This is a genomic window from Bacillus capparidis (assembly GCF_017832095.1).
GTDB lineage: Bacteria > Bacillota > Bacilli > Bacillales > Bacillaceae > Bacillus > Bacillus gobiensis.
In genome coordinates this window covers 18,193-35,332 of record NZ_JAFDST010000008.1, presented here as the reverse complement: position 1 = coordinate 35,332, position 17,140 = coordinate 18,193, and the positions used below count along the sequence as shown (strand labels likewise).

The window sequence follows — 17,140 nt, the reverse complement described above, 5'->3', positions numbered from 1 at the left end:
ATGCTGGGTTATGATTGTTTTTAGAACACGGAATTCACATAGAAAGCTGGTGAAATCGATTCGTACGTCGTCAATAAGAAAAAGACTGCTGATCTCCAATATTTTGATGGTCGTTATTCCATTCCTATTATTTGTAATTGCGGTATTTAGTTTACAGGCTTTTTATTTCAATAGCGGTGACCATATAAGCTGGCGAAATGATCATTCTGCTGTATCTGCCAAGCTGCTAAAACAGGCGAATCTCACACCAGATAAGCTTACAGACTCTGCATTTCTTTCTGAAATCAATGAAGAATTAAATCAAAAACAAACCACTCTTGCGATTCTAAAAGGAAATGAAACGATTTATCTCTCCCCGGGAAGTTCATCGGTGAAGAGCAGTGACCTGCCGGCTTTTGGTGCAACAGGCCCTCCGTTTACAAGGATCGGGCATGACTTCTTTTCATTAAAACAGCTGGATTTTTATTATCCAGATGGGGAGCAAGGTTCGATTTTTTTAATTCAAGATGCCAATGTATTTTCAAGTTTTTTCAAAACCTTTATTCCTATCCTTTTAGGAGTCATTCTAATTGGGTTGATTGCTACAAACGGTTTCCTAACTTATTTCGTATCAAGAAGCATCATAAAACCGGTGAATCAGCTGTCTCGGGCAGCTAAAAAGATAAGCACAGGAGAATTAGATTTTACCATCACATCCCATAAAAACGATGAATTAGGGAGGAATCATGGACGGGGTCGCCAATACACCAGAAAAAACACAAGAATACATTAAGGTTATCTTTGCAAAATCAAAGGAATTAGATCATTTAATTGACGAGCTCTTTTTATACTCAAAGCTTGATTTAAACAAAATTACCTTCCATTTTGAAACAATAAATATTCGCGCTTATCTTATGGATTTTATCGAGGAACTTACCTTTGATTATCAAAAGGATGGTGTAACCTTTACACTTAAGGCAGAGGCGAAGGACCCTTATTTGGTAAAAGTAGACAGAGATCAGCTAAAAAGAGTCCTTATCAACATTGTTGGAAACAGCCTGAAATATCTTGATAAGGAAAATAAGAAAATTACACTAAGCATTATTCCGAAAACGAATCACCTGATCATCCAAATAAACGACAATGGCTCAGGAATACCAGAGGATGTTCTCCCCCATATTTTTACCAATTTTTTTAAAGCGGATCCTTCAAGGGATTCAGCAAAAGGCGGCAGCGGACTTGGACTGGCGATTGTAAAGGAAATCGTAAAAGGGCACGGCGGTTCAGTTTGGGCAGAGAGTACGATGGGAGAAGGAACGACTATTTCCTTTACTCTAAATAGAAAGAATGAAGGTGAGCAATCTGAAGAACATACTCATAATTGAAGATGAAGCAACCATTGCAAATCTTGAGCGAGACTACCTTGAAGCAAACGGCTTTTCCGTTGATATATCGGGTACAGAAGATGACGGACTCTATCAAGCCATGACTGGGAATTATGATTTAATTATTCTCGACCTTATGCTGCCTGCAATCGATGGATTTGAAATCTGCAAGAAGATTAGAAATACGAAAAACATCCCGATTATCATGGTATCTGCAAAAAAGAAGATGTTGATAAAATCCGTGGACTTGGAATCGGAGCTGATGATTATGTCGTTAAACCGTTTAGCCCGAGTGAATTGGTGGCAAGAGTGAAGGCCCACATATCCAGATACAGCCGGCTGACGAACCATGCGGAACCTAGTGATGAATTATATATCGACGGCATCCGAATCGATAAACGGTCCCGCAGAGTATTTGTCCATGAACGAGAAGTCATTTTTACCTCAAAAGAGTTTAACTTGCTCTATTTTTTAGCTGTGAATCCGAACCAGGTGTTTAGCAAGGAGGATTTGTTTGAAAGAATTTGGGGTCTGGATAGCATGGGTGATGTGGGCACAGTATTTGTCCATATTCGTAAAATCAGAGAAAAAATCGAAACTGATCCATCCAAACCGAAATTTATTGAAACGATTTGGGGCGCAGGCTATCGTTTTAAAGCCTGACCTCTAAAAGGAGGAAGCTCAAATGAAAAAAATCAGCCTCAACCAAAGAAAATCACTTTTGCTTCTTCATATCTTATTTGCCGCCATATGGTTTGGCACAACCGTTGTTTTTCTAGTTCTGAGCATTAATGCGGCCGCAACTGAGAATGAGCAAACTCTTGTCTCATCCTATACAGCAATGTATTTACTTGCCTCATCAAGCGGAAGAGTTTCAATTTTCGGCACGGTAATTACCGGAATTCTGTTATCCGTCCTCACTAACTGGGGCCTGTTTAAACATTACTGGATCATTGCAAAAGAGGTACTCTCACTCGTTATGATGGGATTAGGGCTCGTTGCTATCTATTCCATCAGCCTAAATGCTTTCAACGTTTCATCTGCAAACGGACTGGCAGCCAAAGAGATGATTAATCAAGGCTGGCTCTTCACAGGTGTGATTTTGCAGATTCTGTCTTTGATTTTGACATTCTGGCTCTCTGTAATTAAACCATGGGGCAAAAGAAATGCTTCTAGGCCGAGCAAAATTTCTCTCTAATCAAACTGTAAGTGATATACTAAACGGAAGCAAGGAGGGATTTGTGTGTACAAAATTGATGCAAATGATATTTCTGCTAAGGATAACTACAAAATTTTGTCAGGCAGTGTCATCCCTAGACCGATTGCCTTCGTCAGCTCCATCTCTTTAGAAAATCAAGTTGTAAACGCTGCGCCTTTCAGTTTCTTTAACGTTGTTAGCTCGAATCCCCCGCTCCTTTCCATCTCTGTTCAAAGAATAAACGGAGAAATGAAGGACACTGCAAGAAACATCACAAACAGCAAAGAATTCGTCATTCACTTGAGTGATGAATCGATTATCGAGGAGATCAATAAAACAGCTGCCTCCCTCCCGCAAGACGAAAGTGAGCTGGAGCAAACATCGCTATCTTTAGTGGATAGTGAAAAAATTTCAGTGCCGGGAATTCGAGAAGCAAAAATTCGATTTGAATGCAGACTTGAGCAGCATCTAACTTTTGCAAACGATCATAATGAAGAAACGACGGATTTGATAATCGGCAGAGTGCTTTGTTATCACTTACACAATCAGGTGTATGATCCTGCTAATGGCTACATACTTTCGGAACACTTGGCGCCAGTCTGCAGGCTAGCAGGAAATGACTACGCTGCTCTCGGAAAAAAATTTACGATCGAAAGACCATTATAGAAATAACACTAGCCATTCTCTCATATTCACTCGAAAGAGCGGATATCCCAAAATTTCCATCAATGCCTAAATGTCATAGAAATTTAATCTTTTTTAAATCACCAAATTTAATCAAATAACGACATTTTTTTCCGGTTCATATATTCTGCTTTTATTTCCTACTTTCCTTGATATGAAGGCATTTCCAACGGTTATTACCTCTCACAAATTATAGAGATTTTCGGTAATGAAGAAACTCTCCACATTTTAACTAGACTATTTTCACTTGAAAAAATGAAGACTTAAAAATAAAATGGATAGGTGAATCAAACTTCGATTCACAGAATTGTAAATAGAGATATGGAACCATGTAAATTTTTTTTAAATGTTTTAAAAAAGGAAGAGGAATGAATGAAAAAAATTTTTTCAAATAAGATGAGCTTTTTCTTATTAGCTGTTGTCCTGGTATGGGCGAAAACCTATGCCTCGTATTTTATGGAATTTAATCTTGGTGTAAAAGGCGGATTTCAGCAATTTTTATTATTCCTTAATCCATTCAGTGCAATAATTGTGTTCTTAGGCCTTGCACTGTTTGCAAAAGGAAGGATTTCCGCGGCCATCATTTTGATCATGGATGCTGTCATGACCTTAATCTTGTACGCAAATATCCTATTTTACCGATTCTTTGATGATTTCTTGACGTTTTCAAATTTTATCCAAAGAGACAATCTAAGTAACATGCAAGACGGTGTATTTGACATTATGAACTTTCACGATGTCATCTACTTTCTTGATTTTTTGATTCTCATCGCGATTATGATTTGGAGACCGGAAATAAAAGCGTTTAAAATGAGCAAGAAAATGGCATCGCTTGTTATCGTTAGCGGCCTTGCGTTATTTATGATTAACTTGGGACTAGCTGAGAAGGATCGCCCTGATCTGCTATCAAGAACCTTTGACCGGAACTACATCGTCAAATATTTGGGACCATACAATTTCACCGTTTATAACGGGATTGAGACAGCCAAGTCTGAGTCTCAAAGAGCTTATGCGACAAGTGATGATTTAACGACGGCCAAAAACTATACAAGTGCTCATTATGCCGAACCGAATCCAGAGTATTTCGGTGTCGGAAAAGGAAAAAATATTATTAAGATTCATTTGGAAAGCTTTCAATCTTTTTTAATTGATTACAAATTAAACGGTGAAGAAGTGACTCCATTTCTTAATAAGCTTGCCCGCGGAGAAGAAAACATGACGTATTTTGATAACTTCTTCCATCAAACCGGGCAAGGAAAGACAGCAGATTCGGAACTGTCCCTTGATAATAGCTTATTTGGTCTCCCTGAAGGCGCTGCTTTTATGACAAGAGGACAAAATACGTATCAGTCGCTTCCGGCGATTCTTAATCAAAAAGAAGGATATACAAGCGCAGTGTTCCACGGCGATTATAAATCCTTCTGGAACCGTGACCAGATTTACAAGCAATTTGGCGTCGATAAATTTTATGATGCCGGCTATTACAACATGAAAAATGAAAATTTAATTAATCTTGGTTTAAAGGATAAGGAGTTCTTTTCTGAGTCAATGCCGATGCTTCAGTCCTTAAAGCAGCCTTTTTATGCTCATTTACTGACGCTTACGAACCACTATCCGTTTATTCTCAATGAGCAGGATGCGTCACTTGACAGGGGAACAACAGGTGATAGCACGGTTGATGGTTATTTCCAAACGGCGCGTTATTTAGATGAGGCATTGGAGCAGTTCATCAATGATCTAAAAGCTTCCGGTTTATACGATGATTCCATCATTATGATTTACGGTGATCATAATGGAATATCAGAGAACCACAATCGTGCCATGGCAGAGGTTCAAGGAAAAGAGATTACGCCTTATCAAAATATGCAGAACCAGCGGGTGCCGTTGATGCTTCATATCCCTGGCAAAGAAGGCGGAGTCAATCACACATACGGCGGTATGATTGACGTCATGCCTACACTTCTTCATTTGCAAGGGATTGATCAAAGGAACTATATTAACTTCGGGACCGACTTGTTCTCGAAAGAACATGACCAGACAGTTGCCTTAAGAAACGGAGACTTTATCACACCGAAGTACACTTCTGTTGATAATACCATTTACGATACGGCTTCTGGAAATACGCTGGAACCAAACGAACAAACAAAAAATATTAAAGAAAGGGTGGAGCAGCAGCTCAAGCTCTCAGATCAGGTTCTTTATCAGGATTTGCTGCGCTTCCATGACCTTGAAGATTTCAAAAAAGTGAATCCTTCCCTTTATCACTACGGAAATAAAAATAGTGAAGAAGGAAGCAAAAGTCAAAAAGAAGGACAATAAAGCAAGACGATTATAAAAAACCTTGGTGAGAAATTATTTTCTCGCCAAGGTTTTTTCTGTCACGATATTCTTGAAGGAAAATTCATCGTTCAGAAGCTTTCCTGTAACTTGTTAAAAAGGCGCCGCTGATCGTAATAATACCTCCTAAAAGCGTGATGCCAGTTATTTGTTCATGTAATAGCAGGACACCTAATACTACTGTCCAAACAGGAAGCAAGTTGATGTATGGAGCTGCTGTTCCCGCTCCAACTATTTTAACCCCCGTATTCCATAAGAAGTAAGCACCTACAGAGGCGAACGTGCTGACATAAATGACACTTAACCATGCGTTACCTGTCATATGTATCATATCTGGCTTCACCGCTCCTATACAGCTTATGGCACTAAAAAGCGTTCCGTAGAAAGCCGCCCCTGCTGTCATCGTCAGTGGATCCAATTGCTTTCCATATCGTTTTCCGAGCACAGTGTACAATCCCCACGCCAAACAGGATAAAAGAATTACAAGCTCTCCAACAATAGAGCCTTCAGAAGATGCTGAGTGTTTCCCTTGTACTAAAATAATAACGCCTGCTATTGATACTACAGCACCAATCCAAGCTTTCATTTTTATAGTTTCTTTCAAAAGAAAAGGAGTAAATAGTAAAATTGCGATCGGAATTCCTGCCGAGATCATACCAGCTTGAGATGCACTTATAGATCCCAGCCCTAAGTAAGTTAACGTTGAAAATGCAAATACACCGAAAAATCCTAAAATCATAAATTCCTTCCACTTTGAAACAATCGGGAATTTCTTTTTATTGATAGCCAGCAATCCCCAAAGCAGAATAGTCGATATCCCCCATCGAATTGTGTTCAGTAACGGTGCAGGCAACGCATCTGCTAAATAACGTCCGCAAATAAAATTGCCGCTCCATAGAAGTGTAGCAAGTACTAATAGAAAAATTCCGCGTTTCATAGAAAACTTATCCTCCAAACTCTAGCTCATTTCAATTTTGTATCAATAATGGACACTTATGTATCAATAATGATACAATTAGAATAAAATTTGTGTTGCAAACTGTCAAGGGGGTACAATAAATGCCGGTAACAGAAGGTGTTAATAGTGTCGTACATGCGATTAGAATTTTAGAACAATTTAAAAATGGCGCGGGTTTGAGTGCAGGAGAAATTAGCAAGCTCACAGGAATCCCAAGAGCAACAGTCTATCGTTTGTTAAAAACGTTAAGCCTTCAACAGATAGTGAGACAGGGGGATGACAAAAAATATCGCCTTACATTACGTTTGATGGAATTAGGAAACGCCGCGTTAGCCATCCCGTCATTGCAGCAAACAGTTTATCCTTTTCTTGTTTCTCTATCAGATATCACTGGTGAAACTGGTCATTTTTCTGTATTAGATGGCTACCATGTTGGATATATCGCTAAGAAGGAATCTCCTCATCCATTTCGAATGCTGTCTTATATCGGTTGGCGCGGCCCTTTGCATGCAACAGCTGCTGGCAAGATGTTATTATCATATTCAAATTCGGATTTTATAGATAGTGTTTTAGATCAGAAGCTACATCAATATACCTCTCACACAATTACAGACCCTGATAGGCTAAGACAGGAAATTGAAAATATCCGATCCTCAAAATATGCGATCGATGATGAAGAATTAAGCGAAGGATTACTGTGTTTTTCTGTTCCTGTTTTTTTTGAAGAAAAAGCGATAGGCTCCTTATCCGTATCTGGGCCTAAACAACGCTTACTACAAAAAACAACTGACGAGTTCATTGAGATTTTAAATCAAAAGAGCGAAGGGATTACGAAGAAGCTAATGTATGGGATCAAATAGATTAAATCCTTCTTTATCGACCTTGCCCTGTCGTTAAAGAAGGATTGTCTAACTACACCAGGAGGGGAACTTGATTTGAAAAAAGGACCGATATTTCCGATAGAAAAACTCCTAAGTTCAAAGTCAGCAGCCATATAACAAAAATTGCTTCACTGTTTGATTAAATTTGTCCGTCTCTTCATTTTGCGGCCAATGGCTGCACCCCTCAAATAAAAAGAGATTCGAATTCTTTATGCTTTCATTAGCTGAGATCGCGCAGGAAAGCGGGATCGTTTTATCTTTTGTACCCTGAACAAGCAATGTCGGCATCCTGATTTCAGATAATCTTTCAAGAAAATTTGACTTGAGCCCCTTTTCCATTAGCTCGCTTCGTAAAAATGAGCAATAGGCTCTTCCTGCCTGAGGATCCTGCGAAGCCAGATAAACCTCTTCAAGCAATTCATCGCTTAGCTTTTCCTTGGCACAAATTAATCCTGATAACAGCACCCTTTTCGTCAACAAGCGGCTTCTGCTTTTTTGCAGCACCAGATACCCCCATTCCATTACCGCTGTCTTTATCGAGAAAGCAGTAAGAGGGTGAAACGGCAGTCTCTGCATAAGTCCATAGGAGGAGACCAACACCAATTTTTTTGTCCGAGCAGGATGTCTCAAAGCAAAAGAAAGCGCAATTGCCCCACCCATTGACAGCCCAATTATACAAATTTCTTTTTCATTAATGTGGTCTAAAAACTGCTCTAAAAACGCAACATAGTAATCGACAGTGTAGTCGACCTCAGGCTTTTCGCTTTGTCCATATCCGGGGAGATCAGGAGCAAATACGCGAAATTCTTCTGCTAACTCCCCCAGCACTCTGCTCCACGAGATAGAAGCCGAATCTAAACCGGATCCATGTATAAAAACAACCGGAGATCCTTTATCACCGGCTGTAAAATATCGTATGTTCATATCATTTATCACTGTACTCACACTTTGAACCGTACGATTATCCTGCAATTTACTTCCACCAATCATCAAACATGGATACAGGTACTTGACGTTTATGTTCGGTAAGCAGATAGCGCTTTTCTAGCACTTCTTCGACTTCTTTTCGGACAGGCTTCCCTTCCAAATAGTCGTCAATATCGTTATAAGTAACCCCAAGCTCTTTTTCATCCGCCTGTTGAGGAACCTCATCCAGAAGGTCAGCTGTCGGCGATTTTGTATAAAGCCGTTCAGGAGCATCTAATTCCATAAGCAAACTTTTGCCTTGACGCTTTGACAAACCCGTCAACGGCAGGATATCGGCACCGCCGTCTCCGTATTTTGTGAAAAACCCTGTCACCGCTTCTGCTGCATGATCCGTACCGATGACAAGCAGCCCGTTTTGCCCGCCAACTGCATATTGGACAATCATTCTGACACGCGCCTTTACGTTCCCTTTGTTAAAATCGGATAAGTGCTCATTCGTTTCAATTCCATACTGTTCAGCGAATGCGCTGACCGTAGATTGAATATTAAAGACTATAGAGTTATCGGGGCGAATAAACTGAAGTGCCAACTGGGCATCAGCTTCATCGGCCTGTGCGCCATGTGGCAGCCTGACAGCAGTAAACTCAGCTTCTTCACCCTCGTTTCTTAATTCCTCAACGGCCAATTGCGCAAGCTTTCCTGCAAGCGTTGAATCTTGTCCCCCGCTAATTCCCAAGACAAAACCTTTAGCACCTGTTTTTTTCTTATACTCTTTCAGAAAGTCTACTCTTTTTCTAATCTCGCTTTTTGGATCAATCTCTGATTGCACATTTAGGGCATTTATAATCTGTTCTCTTAAAGACATCTTTGCTTCCTCCTAATTTTAATGCAATTTATCTTAATTTAAAGATACCAATCCTCGCAATTGAAATAAAGGGATATGTATGGATTTTTACTATTCAAAGCACTAGCCATCCTGCTAAAGGCTTGAGATTGTAAATGTAGACATACAAGTAATGGTCTGATCTGGATCCAAACCTTTCAATCCTGTCAATGAAGCTGACTGATTCACGTTTGGCGCATTCGTTACCCACGTATAGGGCTCAAGACATAACAAACCCTCTGCTCCATTAAATGCAACCCAATGCTTAAACGAGTGATCGCACTGATATTCAACCTTCAAGTTCGCGGCATGATCCGTTAATGCGGCGATACTGTTACCCTGCTGATCGATATCAGCAAGAAAAATATCATCAAGCTCTCTGCCAATCGGGCTCGTCTCTTCTTTGTAATTGTGCTCACTCGATTTTAATTCACCCGTAGGCAAGGAGCGTTCATTCAGGATCCATTGCTTGCTGACAGGAAGTGTGAACGTGCAAGCTTCTTTGTCACCCTTGTTATTCAGCGGAAATGGAAAAGCAGTATGGTAGCCGAAGCCAAAGGGCATTGGTTTATCACCAAGATTTTTCATTTCGCCTCCAACACGAAGGCTTGAACCATCAAGCGTGTAAATCATTGTTATTTTAAAAGAGTGTGGAAAAACCCTGATAATATCGGGGAAATGGCTAGATTGCAGCTCGGTTTTTACGACCGCTTTTCCATCCTCTAATTCTGCACTTTTTAAGCTGAAAGGTTTATCATGCAGAAAGCCGTGAAGATGGTTTTCTTTGTCTGTTTCATTAACCTCCAGCTGATAATCTTGTCCGGCGTAGCTCATTTTCCCTCGATCGATTCGATTAGGAGGAAAGAGAATCGGTATTCCGTAGAAAAATGGAGCTGAGAGATACTCTTCTGATGACTTCGGCACATTCAAAACGTTTACATTTTCTTTTTTCCATTGTAAAGAAATAAGATTGCTTCCCCAGGATGGAATAAGTATCGCGTCCAAATATGAACTGCTTAATTTAACCGCCTTTTCGTCTAAATATTCTACGTGTTCAATATGATTTGTCATCAATCCAGCTCTCCTTCATATTTAACAGTCTATTGTATCAACATCGGCAAGCAATAATTTACGACCTTGTTCATTCGAAATGGACTCGCTCATTATTAAAGCCAGTGCCTTTTTCTTTTGCACAGCTTCTATATCTCCGGCAACACGATACGCCCGGTCAAAGCATCACAAGCAAATGCCATGTCAAAATCGGCGATCTTATATTTTTGAATCAAATCCATATTCACTTCCGCATGGTAAAGAATGGGTTCAGCTCTACTTAAGAGTGCATACAGTCTGGACAACAGCCACTCCCCACGAGAGAAATTAACCGGCTGCCCCGCGATTCCCCAATGAAAACGGGAAGCATGTGCCATATGGAGCATCGTGGTGTCTTCTTCTTTAGTTCGAGTTGGTTTTTCTATGTAGTCCCATGTTTAATTAATTTGATCAACTGCCAATTTTCTATGCTGTCCATCAGATAATGCATCTTCTCTTTTCATATATATCCCCCTGCCATCCGATTTTAATCCTATCATAGCACATCGAAATGTGAGAATTATCAATCAAGATCTTTGATAAAAAATTCGCGGCTTGAAATAATAGAAGCAGATGAATAGAGAAAGGAGTTTTATACATGAACGTACTGATAATCGGGGCAAACGGACAAATCGGCCGTCAGCTAACAGAGCTTCTGCACAACAGCAAGGAACATCAAGTTACTGCAATGGTCAGAAAAAAAGAACAAGCTGAACATCTGAAACAATCAGGAATTAATACGGTGATTTCCGATCTTGAAGAAAGTGTAGAAAGCTTGACTGAGGCTGCAGGCGGCAGTGACGCGATTATTTTCACCGCTGGATCCGGCGGGACAACCGGCTACGACAAAACGCTACTCATTGATTTGGACGGCGCGGCGAAAACGATTGAAGCAGCAGAAAAAGCAGGAATTGAACGTTTCATCATGATCAGCGCGCTGCAATCCCACGTAAGAGAGAACTGGAATGAAGCGATTAAGCCCTACTACGCAGCGAAACACTATGCGGATAAGATTTTGGAAGCAAGCAGCCTGAATTACACGATTATCCGCCCGGGGCGATTATTAAATGATCCTGGAACCGGCCAAATTTCAGCTGCGGCAGATCTTGAAAGAAACAGCATCCCGCGTGAAGACGTAGCAAAAACAGCGCTAGTTGCACTTAATGAGAAAAATACTTACCGGAAAGCGTTTGACTTGGTTTCTGGGAATGTGCCGATAGCAGATGCATTAAAGGAGTTGTAAGCTCAGTAAGCCTGTCTTAGAAATGGACAGGCTTTTAGTTGGTGATGGAGAATGATCGGGTTTTCCGTCGATATGATACAAGAGCTAGAGCTATTTTATCTATAATGATAAAGTTAAAAAAGACAACACGTTTATTAAAAAGGAAGTGACATTCCGATGCACCCTTTCCGACCACTCCAACCACCTGCCTTTCAACAAGAATTCTTCGATCCATGTTATCGCTATCAAGAATATGCGCCAAGCAAGAATTTAGAGAAATATATTGCTTGTTATTGGACAATTAACATTCGGGCAAAAGATAAAAATAAGCTGCATCGTGTCATCCCTGATGGCTGTGTTGATATTATTTTCGACCTGCGATCCACTTCTGTTTCAAAGGGAGCTTTTGCAGCAGGGGTTATGCCTGAATACATGGTCACGTATTGCTCGGAAGACCAGTCTTTATTTGGCATCCGATTTTATATCGAAACCGCTCACTTTGCCTTGAGTCATCCTATTTCTTCGATTACTGGCAATCTGGTATTTCTCGAAGATATATGGGGCCATGAAACAGCTTTTGTTTGGGAGGAAATTTTAAATGCAAAAAGAATTGAGAAAATTATTCAGATAGTTGAGTCTAAATTAAAAAACCGTTTTGAAAAGCATGAATTCAAATCAGATGGTTTTCTCCAAACGGCACTGAATTATATGTATGCTTACAAAGGAAATCTTCAAATACGTTTACTGGCAGAAAAAATCAGCTGGAGTGAGAGGAGTTTAAGAAGAACATTTCAAAACGAACTAGGAATAAGTCCAAAAGAACTATTAAATATTGTTCGGTTTCAATATCTATTACAGGATCTGAAACAAGGCAGCCACTCTCGTTTCGTTGATATGGCTCTTACTTCCGGCTACTATGATCAACCACATTTGATTAACAGTTTTAAACGCTATTACGGTTTATCACCTTCTGACATTTTCGGTTCATAATCTGTCCGTTTTTTCCAAGTCATAAAAAAGATAAATAGTTATGCTGATGAATGAAGGAGGTTTTTATGGACCATTCAACTTTAGAAGCCTATTGCCTTAAGTTACCGGGTGCCGTACATGATTATCAAGCGGATTGGAAAGCTGACCGCTTTCAAGTAGGCGAAAAAATGTTTGCTATGATCGGTGGTCACCCGACAGGAAAGCCCATTCTATCATTAAAATGCAATCCAGAATACGCAGAAGAATTAAGAGAAAGCTATGAAGGGATTATGCCCGGCTACTATCTGAATAAAACACATTGGAATTCAATCTATATCGATTCAGATCTTCCAGAAGAGCTATGGGAGAAGCTAATCATACATTCTTACACATTGGTTTTTCAAAAATTAACGAAAAAAGTTCAAAAAGAGATTAGTACAGCAGAAGGAGGCATTCAAAATGGGAATTAAACTGGACATGGTAGGTATTGTAGTGAAAGACATGAAGAAAGCCTTGGATTTTTACCGCGTGCTAGGATTTGAAATTCCTGAGAGCGCAAACGAAGAGCCGCACGCAGAAGTAGAGCAAGCAGGTTGTCGACTGGCTTTTGATACACAGGAAATTGCAAAAAGCGTATACGGAAGCTGGGCAGAACCTTACGGGCACCGGGTTGAATTAGCTTTTAAGTGTGACAGCAGCGATGCACTTAATGAGTTGTATTCAAAAATAATCCAGAGTGGATATGAGGCACATCGTGAGCCTTGGGACGCGTTTTGGGGGCAGCGCTACGCAATTGTCAAAGACTCGGACGGTAACCTCATCAGTCTTTTTGCCTAAAGCAAAAAACAGCATTCTCGCATCTCCCGAGATTGCTGTTTTTATTTTTTCTATAACTTCATCCCCATACGGCTTTTATAACGCTTAATCAGCATTTGACAATCGACGCTTACTACTCCTTGAAGAGGATACAGCTTTCCAGTTAAAAAGTTTTCCATTTCTTGCTCGTTTGAAAAAATCCCGTGCATGTGCAGCTTGCTCGGCCCTGTCATATGATAAAGGCTTGTCACAGCCTGTTCTCTTTCCAGCTGGTCGGCCACTGTTTCTAAATACTTCGGCTCTACCTCCACATTAAAAAACACCGAAACATGAATGCCCACCTTCACCGGATTGATAACTGCGGTGAATTTTTCAATGATTCCTTCTTCCATCAAATTGTTAATTCTAGCTTGAACAGCGACTCTCGAGAGGCCGATCCGTTTTCCTAAATCAGTATAAGAAATCCTGCCTTCCTCATGAAGGATGGAAAGGATCTTTTTATCCGTCTCATCCAAAGTCAAATCCGGAATAAAATAGTTTTCTGCCACTTGAGCTCACTCACTTTCGATATGTTTTGGAAAACAGATTTATATCTTCATTTAGAAACTAATATATCATTTATATGTCCAAGTTGGAAAAGAATAAATGATTATGACAGAAAACAATACCAATATTATACACTTTCGATACGACATCAATTAATAACATTTTAAATCTTTTCGTTTGTATATTTATATATTTAATTTATCTAATCAATTATTATTATTTTTTTCATTACGTTTTGAAATTTTTTTCGTTAAAAACCCTATTTCTTTTTTCTTAAAGATGCTATAATTCTGACTATATTCCTACGCCCGAACTAGCTGGGAAAGACTTAAAAAGCTACTGTATAATGATCGGAGACTGAGCTGCTATGATAAAATTTGATCCATTGTATCACCCTTATTCTTCTATAAGAAACACAGTATACGGAAAAAAAGGAATGGTTGCCACCTCGCAGCCGCTTGCTGCACAGGCCGGGCTCGAGATATTAAAGAAAGGCGGCAATGCCATTGATGCTGCAATTGCCACAGCAGCCTGCTTAACCGTGGTGGAGCCAACGTCAAATGGGATCGGCGGCGATGCATTCGCAATCGTTTGGACAAAGGGCGAAATGCACGGGTTAAACTCAAGCGGCCCTGCTCCAAATAGTATCAGCATTGATGCTGTAAAAAACCAAGGACACGAGGAAATGCCTAAATATGGATTAACTCCGGTGACTGTACCGGGGGCTCCTGCTGCATGGGCTGAGCTTTCAAAAACATTCGGCCGTTTGCCTTTAAAAGAAGTTCTGCAGCCAGCCATTACTTATGCAAAAGAAGGATATCCGGTATCCCCGACTCTCGGGCACTTTTGGAAAAAAGGCTATCAATCTTTTAAAGACACACTAACGGATGATGTGTTTGAAGGCTGGTTTAAAACCTTTGCACCAAATGGCAAGCCTCCCGAAATCGGCGAGATATGGAAATCTCCAGGTCACGCAAGAACACTGGAACTAATCGCAGAAACAAATGCTGAAGCCTTTTACAAAGGAGAGCTCGCCGAAAAGATCGATGCTTTTTCAAAAAAACACGATGGATTTATTCGCAAAGAAGATCTTGAAGTCTTTGCTCCGGAATGGGTGAAACCAATCTCTGTGTCCTACAAAGGCTATGATGTGTGGGAAATTCCCCCTAATGGGCAAGGAATTATTGCACTGATGGCACTGAATATGCTCAAAGATGATACGTTCCATTCGAGAGATAGTGCAGAAAGCTTCCATTTACAAATTGAAGCGATGAAGCTTGCATTTACAGATGGGCTTCAGTACATTACGCAAAAGGATAAAATGGGAGTGGCGGTCGAACAATTGTTGTCCAGCCAGTATGCGAAAGAACGCAGAGACTTAATTGGAACAGAAGCGATCGATCCATTTCCAGGTAAGCCTTCAAAAGGGGGAACCGTTTATCTTGCAGCCGCCGATGATGAAGGAAATATGATCTCATTTATCCAGAGCAATTACATGGGATTCGGCTCTGGCGTGGTCGTGCCGGAAACAGGGATTTCATTGCAAAACAGGGGCCATGGCTTCAAATTGGACCCAGATCACGATAACTGCTTGGAACCCGGCAAAAAAACCTATCATACGATTATTCCCGGATTTCTTACAAAAGACGGGAAGCCGGTGGGTCCATTTGGTGTCATGGGAGGATTCATGCAGCCGCAAGGTCATTTACAAGTCGTTATGAATCTGATTGATTTTTCTCTGAACCCCCAAGTCTCCCTGGATGCGCCCCGCTGGCAATGGGTCAAAGGGAAAAAGGTTCTGCTTGAACCATCATTCCCAGAACATATCGCCCACGCACTTGCAAGGAAAGGCCATCAGATTGAATGGGCGCTCGATTCAGGATCGTTCGGAAGGGGCCAAATGATTATTCGCCAAGAAAATGGGGTTTTAGCAGGCGGAACCGAGTCACGAACAGACGGAGCGATTGCTTCATGGTAGAAAAAATAAGATAACAAAGCTTTCCTGATATTCAAGCTTTGTTTTTGTCGAAGAAGGTGTATTCGTTGTTAAAAAGATATGTAGAAATTTTTATCGGAATGTTCCGTGCCGGTATGCTGGGCTATGGCGGTGGACCTTCCTCCATACCGCTTTTATACAAGGAAGCTGTTGATCGTTTTAAATGGTTAACAGATGAAGAATTCTCTGACACACTCGCAATTGGAAACACATTGCCAGGACCAATTGCGACGAAAATGGCCGGTTATATCGGCTACCGGGTTGCGGGAATCATTGGTTTGCTTATTGCAATTATCGCGACAGTCATGCCAACCGTCATTTTATTAAGCATTTTTCTTAAGTATCTATATGCCTTTAAGGATTCCGGCTGGGTAAACGGAATTACTACGGCTGTACAACCCGTGATTGCTGTCATGCTGTTTGTCATGGCTTACAGCTTTATGAAGCAATCATGGAAGGGTCAAGGAATGAAAAAGACCATTTTTTTAGGTGTGATTAGTTTTGTTCTTTTATTCTTTGCAGGCCTGCATCCTGCGATCTTAATCGGTGCCATATTGCTTTACAGCTTTGTGACCGGTAAAGAAAAAGAGAAATCGATCACACGCGGGGAGTCGACAGGCGTATGATGATTTACTGGCATCTTTTCTTAGCATTTTTCGTACCTGGCATCGTCGGCTACGGGGGCGGTCCCCCATCGATTCCTCTTATACAATATGAGGTTGTCGATCACTATGAATGGATGACGAATAGTGAGTTTGCAAATACACTGGCATTAGGAAATGCCCTTCCTGGACCAATAGCAACAAAAATGGCCGGTTATATCGGCTATGAGATTGGCGGCGTACCAGGTGCTGCAGTTGCATTATTTGCAACAATCGCCCCATCCCTCATCGTAATGATTGTCTTAATGGGAATTCTATTAAAATTTAAAAATTCCCCCCGTATCAAAAAAATGACCGGAATGATCAAGCCAACCATTGCCATCCTCCTTGTGATGATGTGCTATGAGTTTGTAACAGGTGCATGGGAAAAAGCAGGCTTGTGGCACACGCTTTTCCTGCTTGCATCCAGCTACCTTCTGCTTGAAAGGTTTAAGGTTCACCCAGCCTTTGTAATCGTGCTTACACTTGGTTATGGTGCATTTTTACTGTAATAACGAAAAGCTGCCTGAGAATGTCTCGGCAGCTTTTTTGTTGTTCTGGCGGATGTTAGTTGAATATCTGATTTATTACGTTCTGACTATGTATTTGTAGAGACTTGCTTAGTTGAA

Annotated in this window: 19 protein-coding genes and 1 pseudogene; 14 read left to right on the top strand and 6 right to left on the bottom strand. The window is 40.6% G+C overall.

Annotated features, from left to right (window positions below):
- Positions 1 to 10: 10 nt before the first annotated feature.
- The 6 genes and pseudogenes from JOC74_RS21710 (at position 11) to ltaS (ending at position 5,565) form a co-directional block, all read left to right on the top strand.
- Entirely contained in the window at positions 11 to 772 is a 762-nt protein-coding gene (locus JOC74_RS21710; RefSeq protein WP_053605620.1) for a HAMP domain-containing protein, read from the top strand.
- Positions 726 to 1,364, top strand: a complete 639-nt coding sequence (locus JOC74_RS21705) for a sensor histidine kinase (RefSeq protein WP_053605619.1) — start codon at positions 726 to 728, stop codon at positions 1,362 to 1,364. Before JOC74_RS21710 ends, JOC74_RS21705 begins: the two co-directional genes overlap by 47 nt.
- A pseudogene (locus JOC74_RS21700) lies at positions 1,342 to 2,027 on the top strand (response regulator transcription factor). Before JOC74_RS21705 ends, JOC74_RS21700 begins: the two are co-directional and overlap by 23 nt.
- 22 nt (positions 2,028 to 2,049) lie before the next feature.
- Positions 2,050 to 2,562 (top strand): DUF2269 family protein, encoded by a 513-nt coding sequence (locus tag JOC74_RS21695; protein ID WP_053605618.1) that lies wholly within the window; start codon positions 2,050 to 2,052, stop codon positions 2,560 to 2,562.
- Positions 2,563 to 2,607: 45 nt separating this feature from the next.
- On the top strand, positions 2,608 to 3,228 hold the full coding sequence (locus JOC74_RS21690; RefSeq protein WP_053605617.1) for a flavin reductase family protein: 621 nt from the start codon (positions 2,608 to 2,610) through the stop codon (positions 3,226 to 3,228).
- Positions 3,229 to 3,618: 390 nt separating this feature from the next.
- A complete protein-coding gene (gene ltaS, locus JOC74_RS21685; RefSeq protein ID WP_053605616.1) occupies positions 3,619 to 5,565 on the top strand; it encodes a lipoteichoic acid synthase in 1,947 nt (648 codons plus the stop codon).
- Between the two features lie 82 nt (positions 5,566 to 5,647).
- Here ltaS and JOC74_RS21680 read toward each other — a convergent pair whose 3' ends face one another.
- Complete coding sequence (locus JOC74_RS21680; RefSeq protein ID WP_053605615.1) at positions 5,648 to 6,520, bottom strand: DMT family transporter; 873 nt, start codon at positions 6,518 to 6,520, stop codon at positions 5,648 to 5,650.
- A 122-nt stretch (positions 6,521 to 6,642) separates the two neighbouring features.
- Here JOC74_RS21680 and JOC74_RS21675 point away from each other — a divergent pair, with 122 nt between their 5' ends.
- The gene (locus JOC74_RS21675; RefSeq protein WP_053605614.1) at positions 6,643 to 7,401 is read left to right on the top strand and encodes an IclR family transcriptional regulator; all 759 of its coding nucleotides are present in this window, start codon (positions 6,643 to 6,645) and stop codon (positions 7,399 to 7,401) included.
- A gap of 123 nt (positions 7,402 to 7,524) precedes the next feature.
- Here the strand turns inward: JOC74_RS21675 and JOC74_RS21670 are convergent, their stop codons facing one another.
- From JOC74_RS21670 to JOC74_RS21655, 4 genes are all read right to left on the bottom strand, one after another.
- Positions 7,525 to 8,394, bottom strand: coding sequence for an alpha/beta fold hydrolase (locus tag JOC74_RS21670; protein WP_053605613.1), 870 nt, complete (start codon positions 8,392 to 8,394; stop codon positions 7,525 to 7,527).
- A 1-nt stretch (position 8,395) separates the two neighbouring features.
- Entirely contained in the window at positions 8,396 to 9,214 is an 819-nt protein-coding gene (nadE, locus tag JOC74_RS21665) for an NAD(+) synthase (RefSeq protein WP_053605612.1), read from the bottom strand.
- Between the two features lie 114 nt (positions 9,215 to 9,328).
- Entirely contained in the window at positions 9,329 to 10,303 is a 975-nt protein-coding gene (locus JOC74_RS21660; protein WP_053605611.1) for an aldose 1-epimerase, read from the bottom strand.
- A gap of 128 nt (positions 10,304 to 10,431) precedes the next feature.
- A complete protein-coding gene (locus JOC74_RS21655; protein WP_053605610.1) occupies positions 10,432 to 10,668 on the bottom strand; it encodes a hypothetical protein in 237 nt (78 codons plus the stop codon).
- Positions 10,669 to 10,919: 251 nt separating this feature from the next.
- Between JOC74_RS21655 and JOC74_RS21650 the strand changes: the two genes are divergently transcribed.
- From JOC74_RS21650 to JOC74_RS21635, 4 genes are all read left to right on the top strand, one after another.
- On the top strand, positions 10,920 to 11,564 hold the full coding sequence (locus tag JOC74_RS21650; RefSeq protein ID WP_053605609.1) for an SDR family oxidoreductase: 645 nt from the start codon (positions 10,920 to 10,922) through the stop codon (positions 11,562 to 11,564).
- Positions 11,565 to 11,720: 156 nt separating this feature from the next.
- Positions 11,721 to 12,533 carry an AraC family transcriptional regulator gene (locus JOC74_RS21645; RefSeq protein WP_053605608.1) on the top strand — a complete coding sequence of 271 codons (813 nt, stop codon included), beginning with the start codon at positions 11,721 to 11,723 and terminating at the stop codon, positions 12,531 to 12,533.
- A gap of 65 nt (positions 12,534 to 12,598) precedes the next feature.
- Entirely contained in the window at positions 12,599 to 12,982 is a 384-nt protein-coding gene (locus JOC74_RS21640; protein ID WP_211086323.1) for an MmcQ/YjbR family DNA-binding protein, read from the top strand.
- Positions 12,972 to 13,349 (top strand): VOC family protein, encoded by a 378-nt coding sequence (locus tag JOC74_RS21635; protein ID WP_053605606.1) that lies wholly within the window; start codon positions 12,972 to 12,974, stop codon positions 13,347 to 13,349. The genes JOC74_RS21640 and JOC74_RS21635 overlap by 11 nt, the downstream gene beginning before the upstream one ends.
- 50 nt (positions 13,350 to 13,399) lie before the next feature.
- Here the strand turns inward: JOC74_RS21635 and chrS are convergent, their stop codons facing one another.
- Positions 13,400 to 13,876, bottom strand: a complete 477-nt coding sequence (chrS, locus tag JOC74_RS21630; protein ID WP_053605605.1) for a chromate efflux transcriptional regulator ChrS — start codon at positions 13,874 to 13,876, stop codon at positions 13,400 to 13,402.
- 365 nt (positions 13,877 to 14,241) lie between these two features.
- Between chrS and JOC74_RS21625 the strand changes: the two genes are divergently transcribed.
- The 3 genes from JOC74_RS21625 (at position 14,242) to JOC74_RS21615 (ending at position 17,023) form a co-directional block, all read left to right on the top strand.
- The gene (locus JOC74_RS21625; RefSeq protein ID WP_053605604.1) at positions 14,242 to 15,852 is read left to right on the top strand and encodes a gamma-glutamyltransferase family protein; all 1,611 of its coding nucleotides are present in this window, start codon (positions 14,242 to 14,244) and stop codon (positions 15,850 to 15,852) included.
- Between the two features lie 65 nt (positions 15,853 to 15,917).
- Entirely contained in the window at positions 15,918 to 16,496 is a 579-nt protein-coding gene (locus JOC74_RS21620; RefSeq protein WP_225970296.1) for a chromate transporter, read from the top strand.
- Positions 16,496 to 17,023 (top strand): chromate transporter, encoded by a 528-nt coding sequence (locus JOC74_RS21615; RefSeq protein ID WP_053606210.1) that lies wholly within the window; start codon positions 16,496 to 16,498, stop codon positions 17,021 to 17,023. The genes JOC74_RS21620 and JOC74_RS21615 overlap by 1 nt, the downstream gene beginning before the upstream one ends.
- Positions 17,024 to 17,140 lie beyond the last annotated feature (117 nt).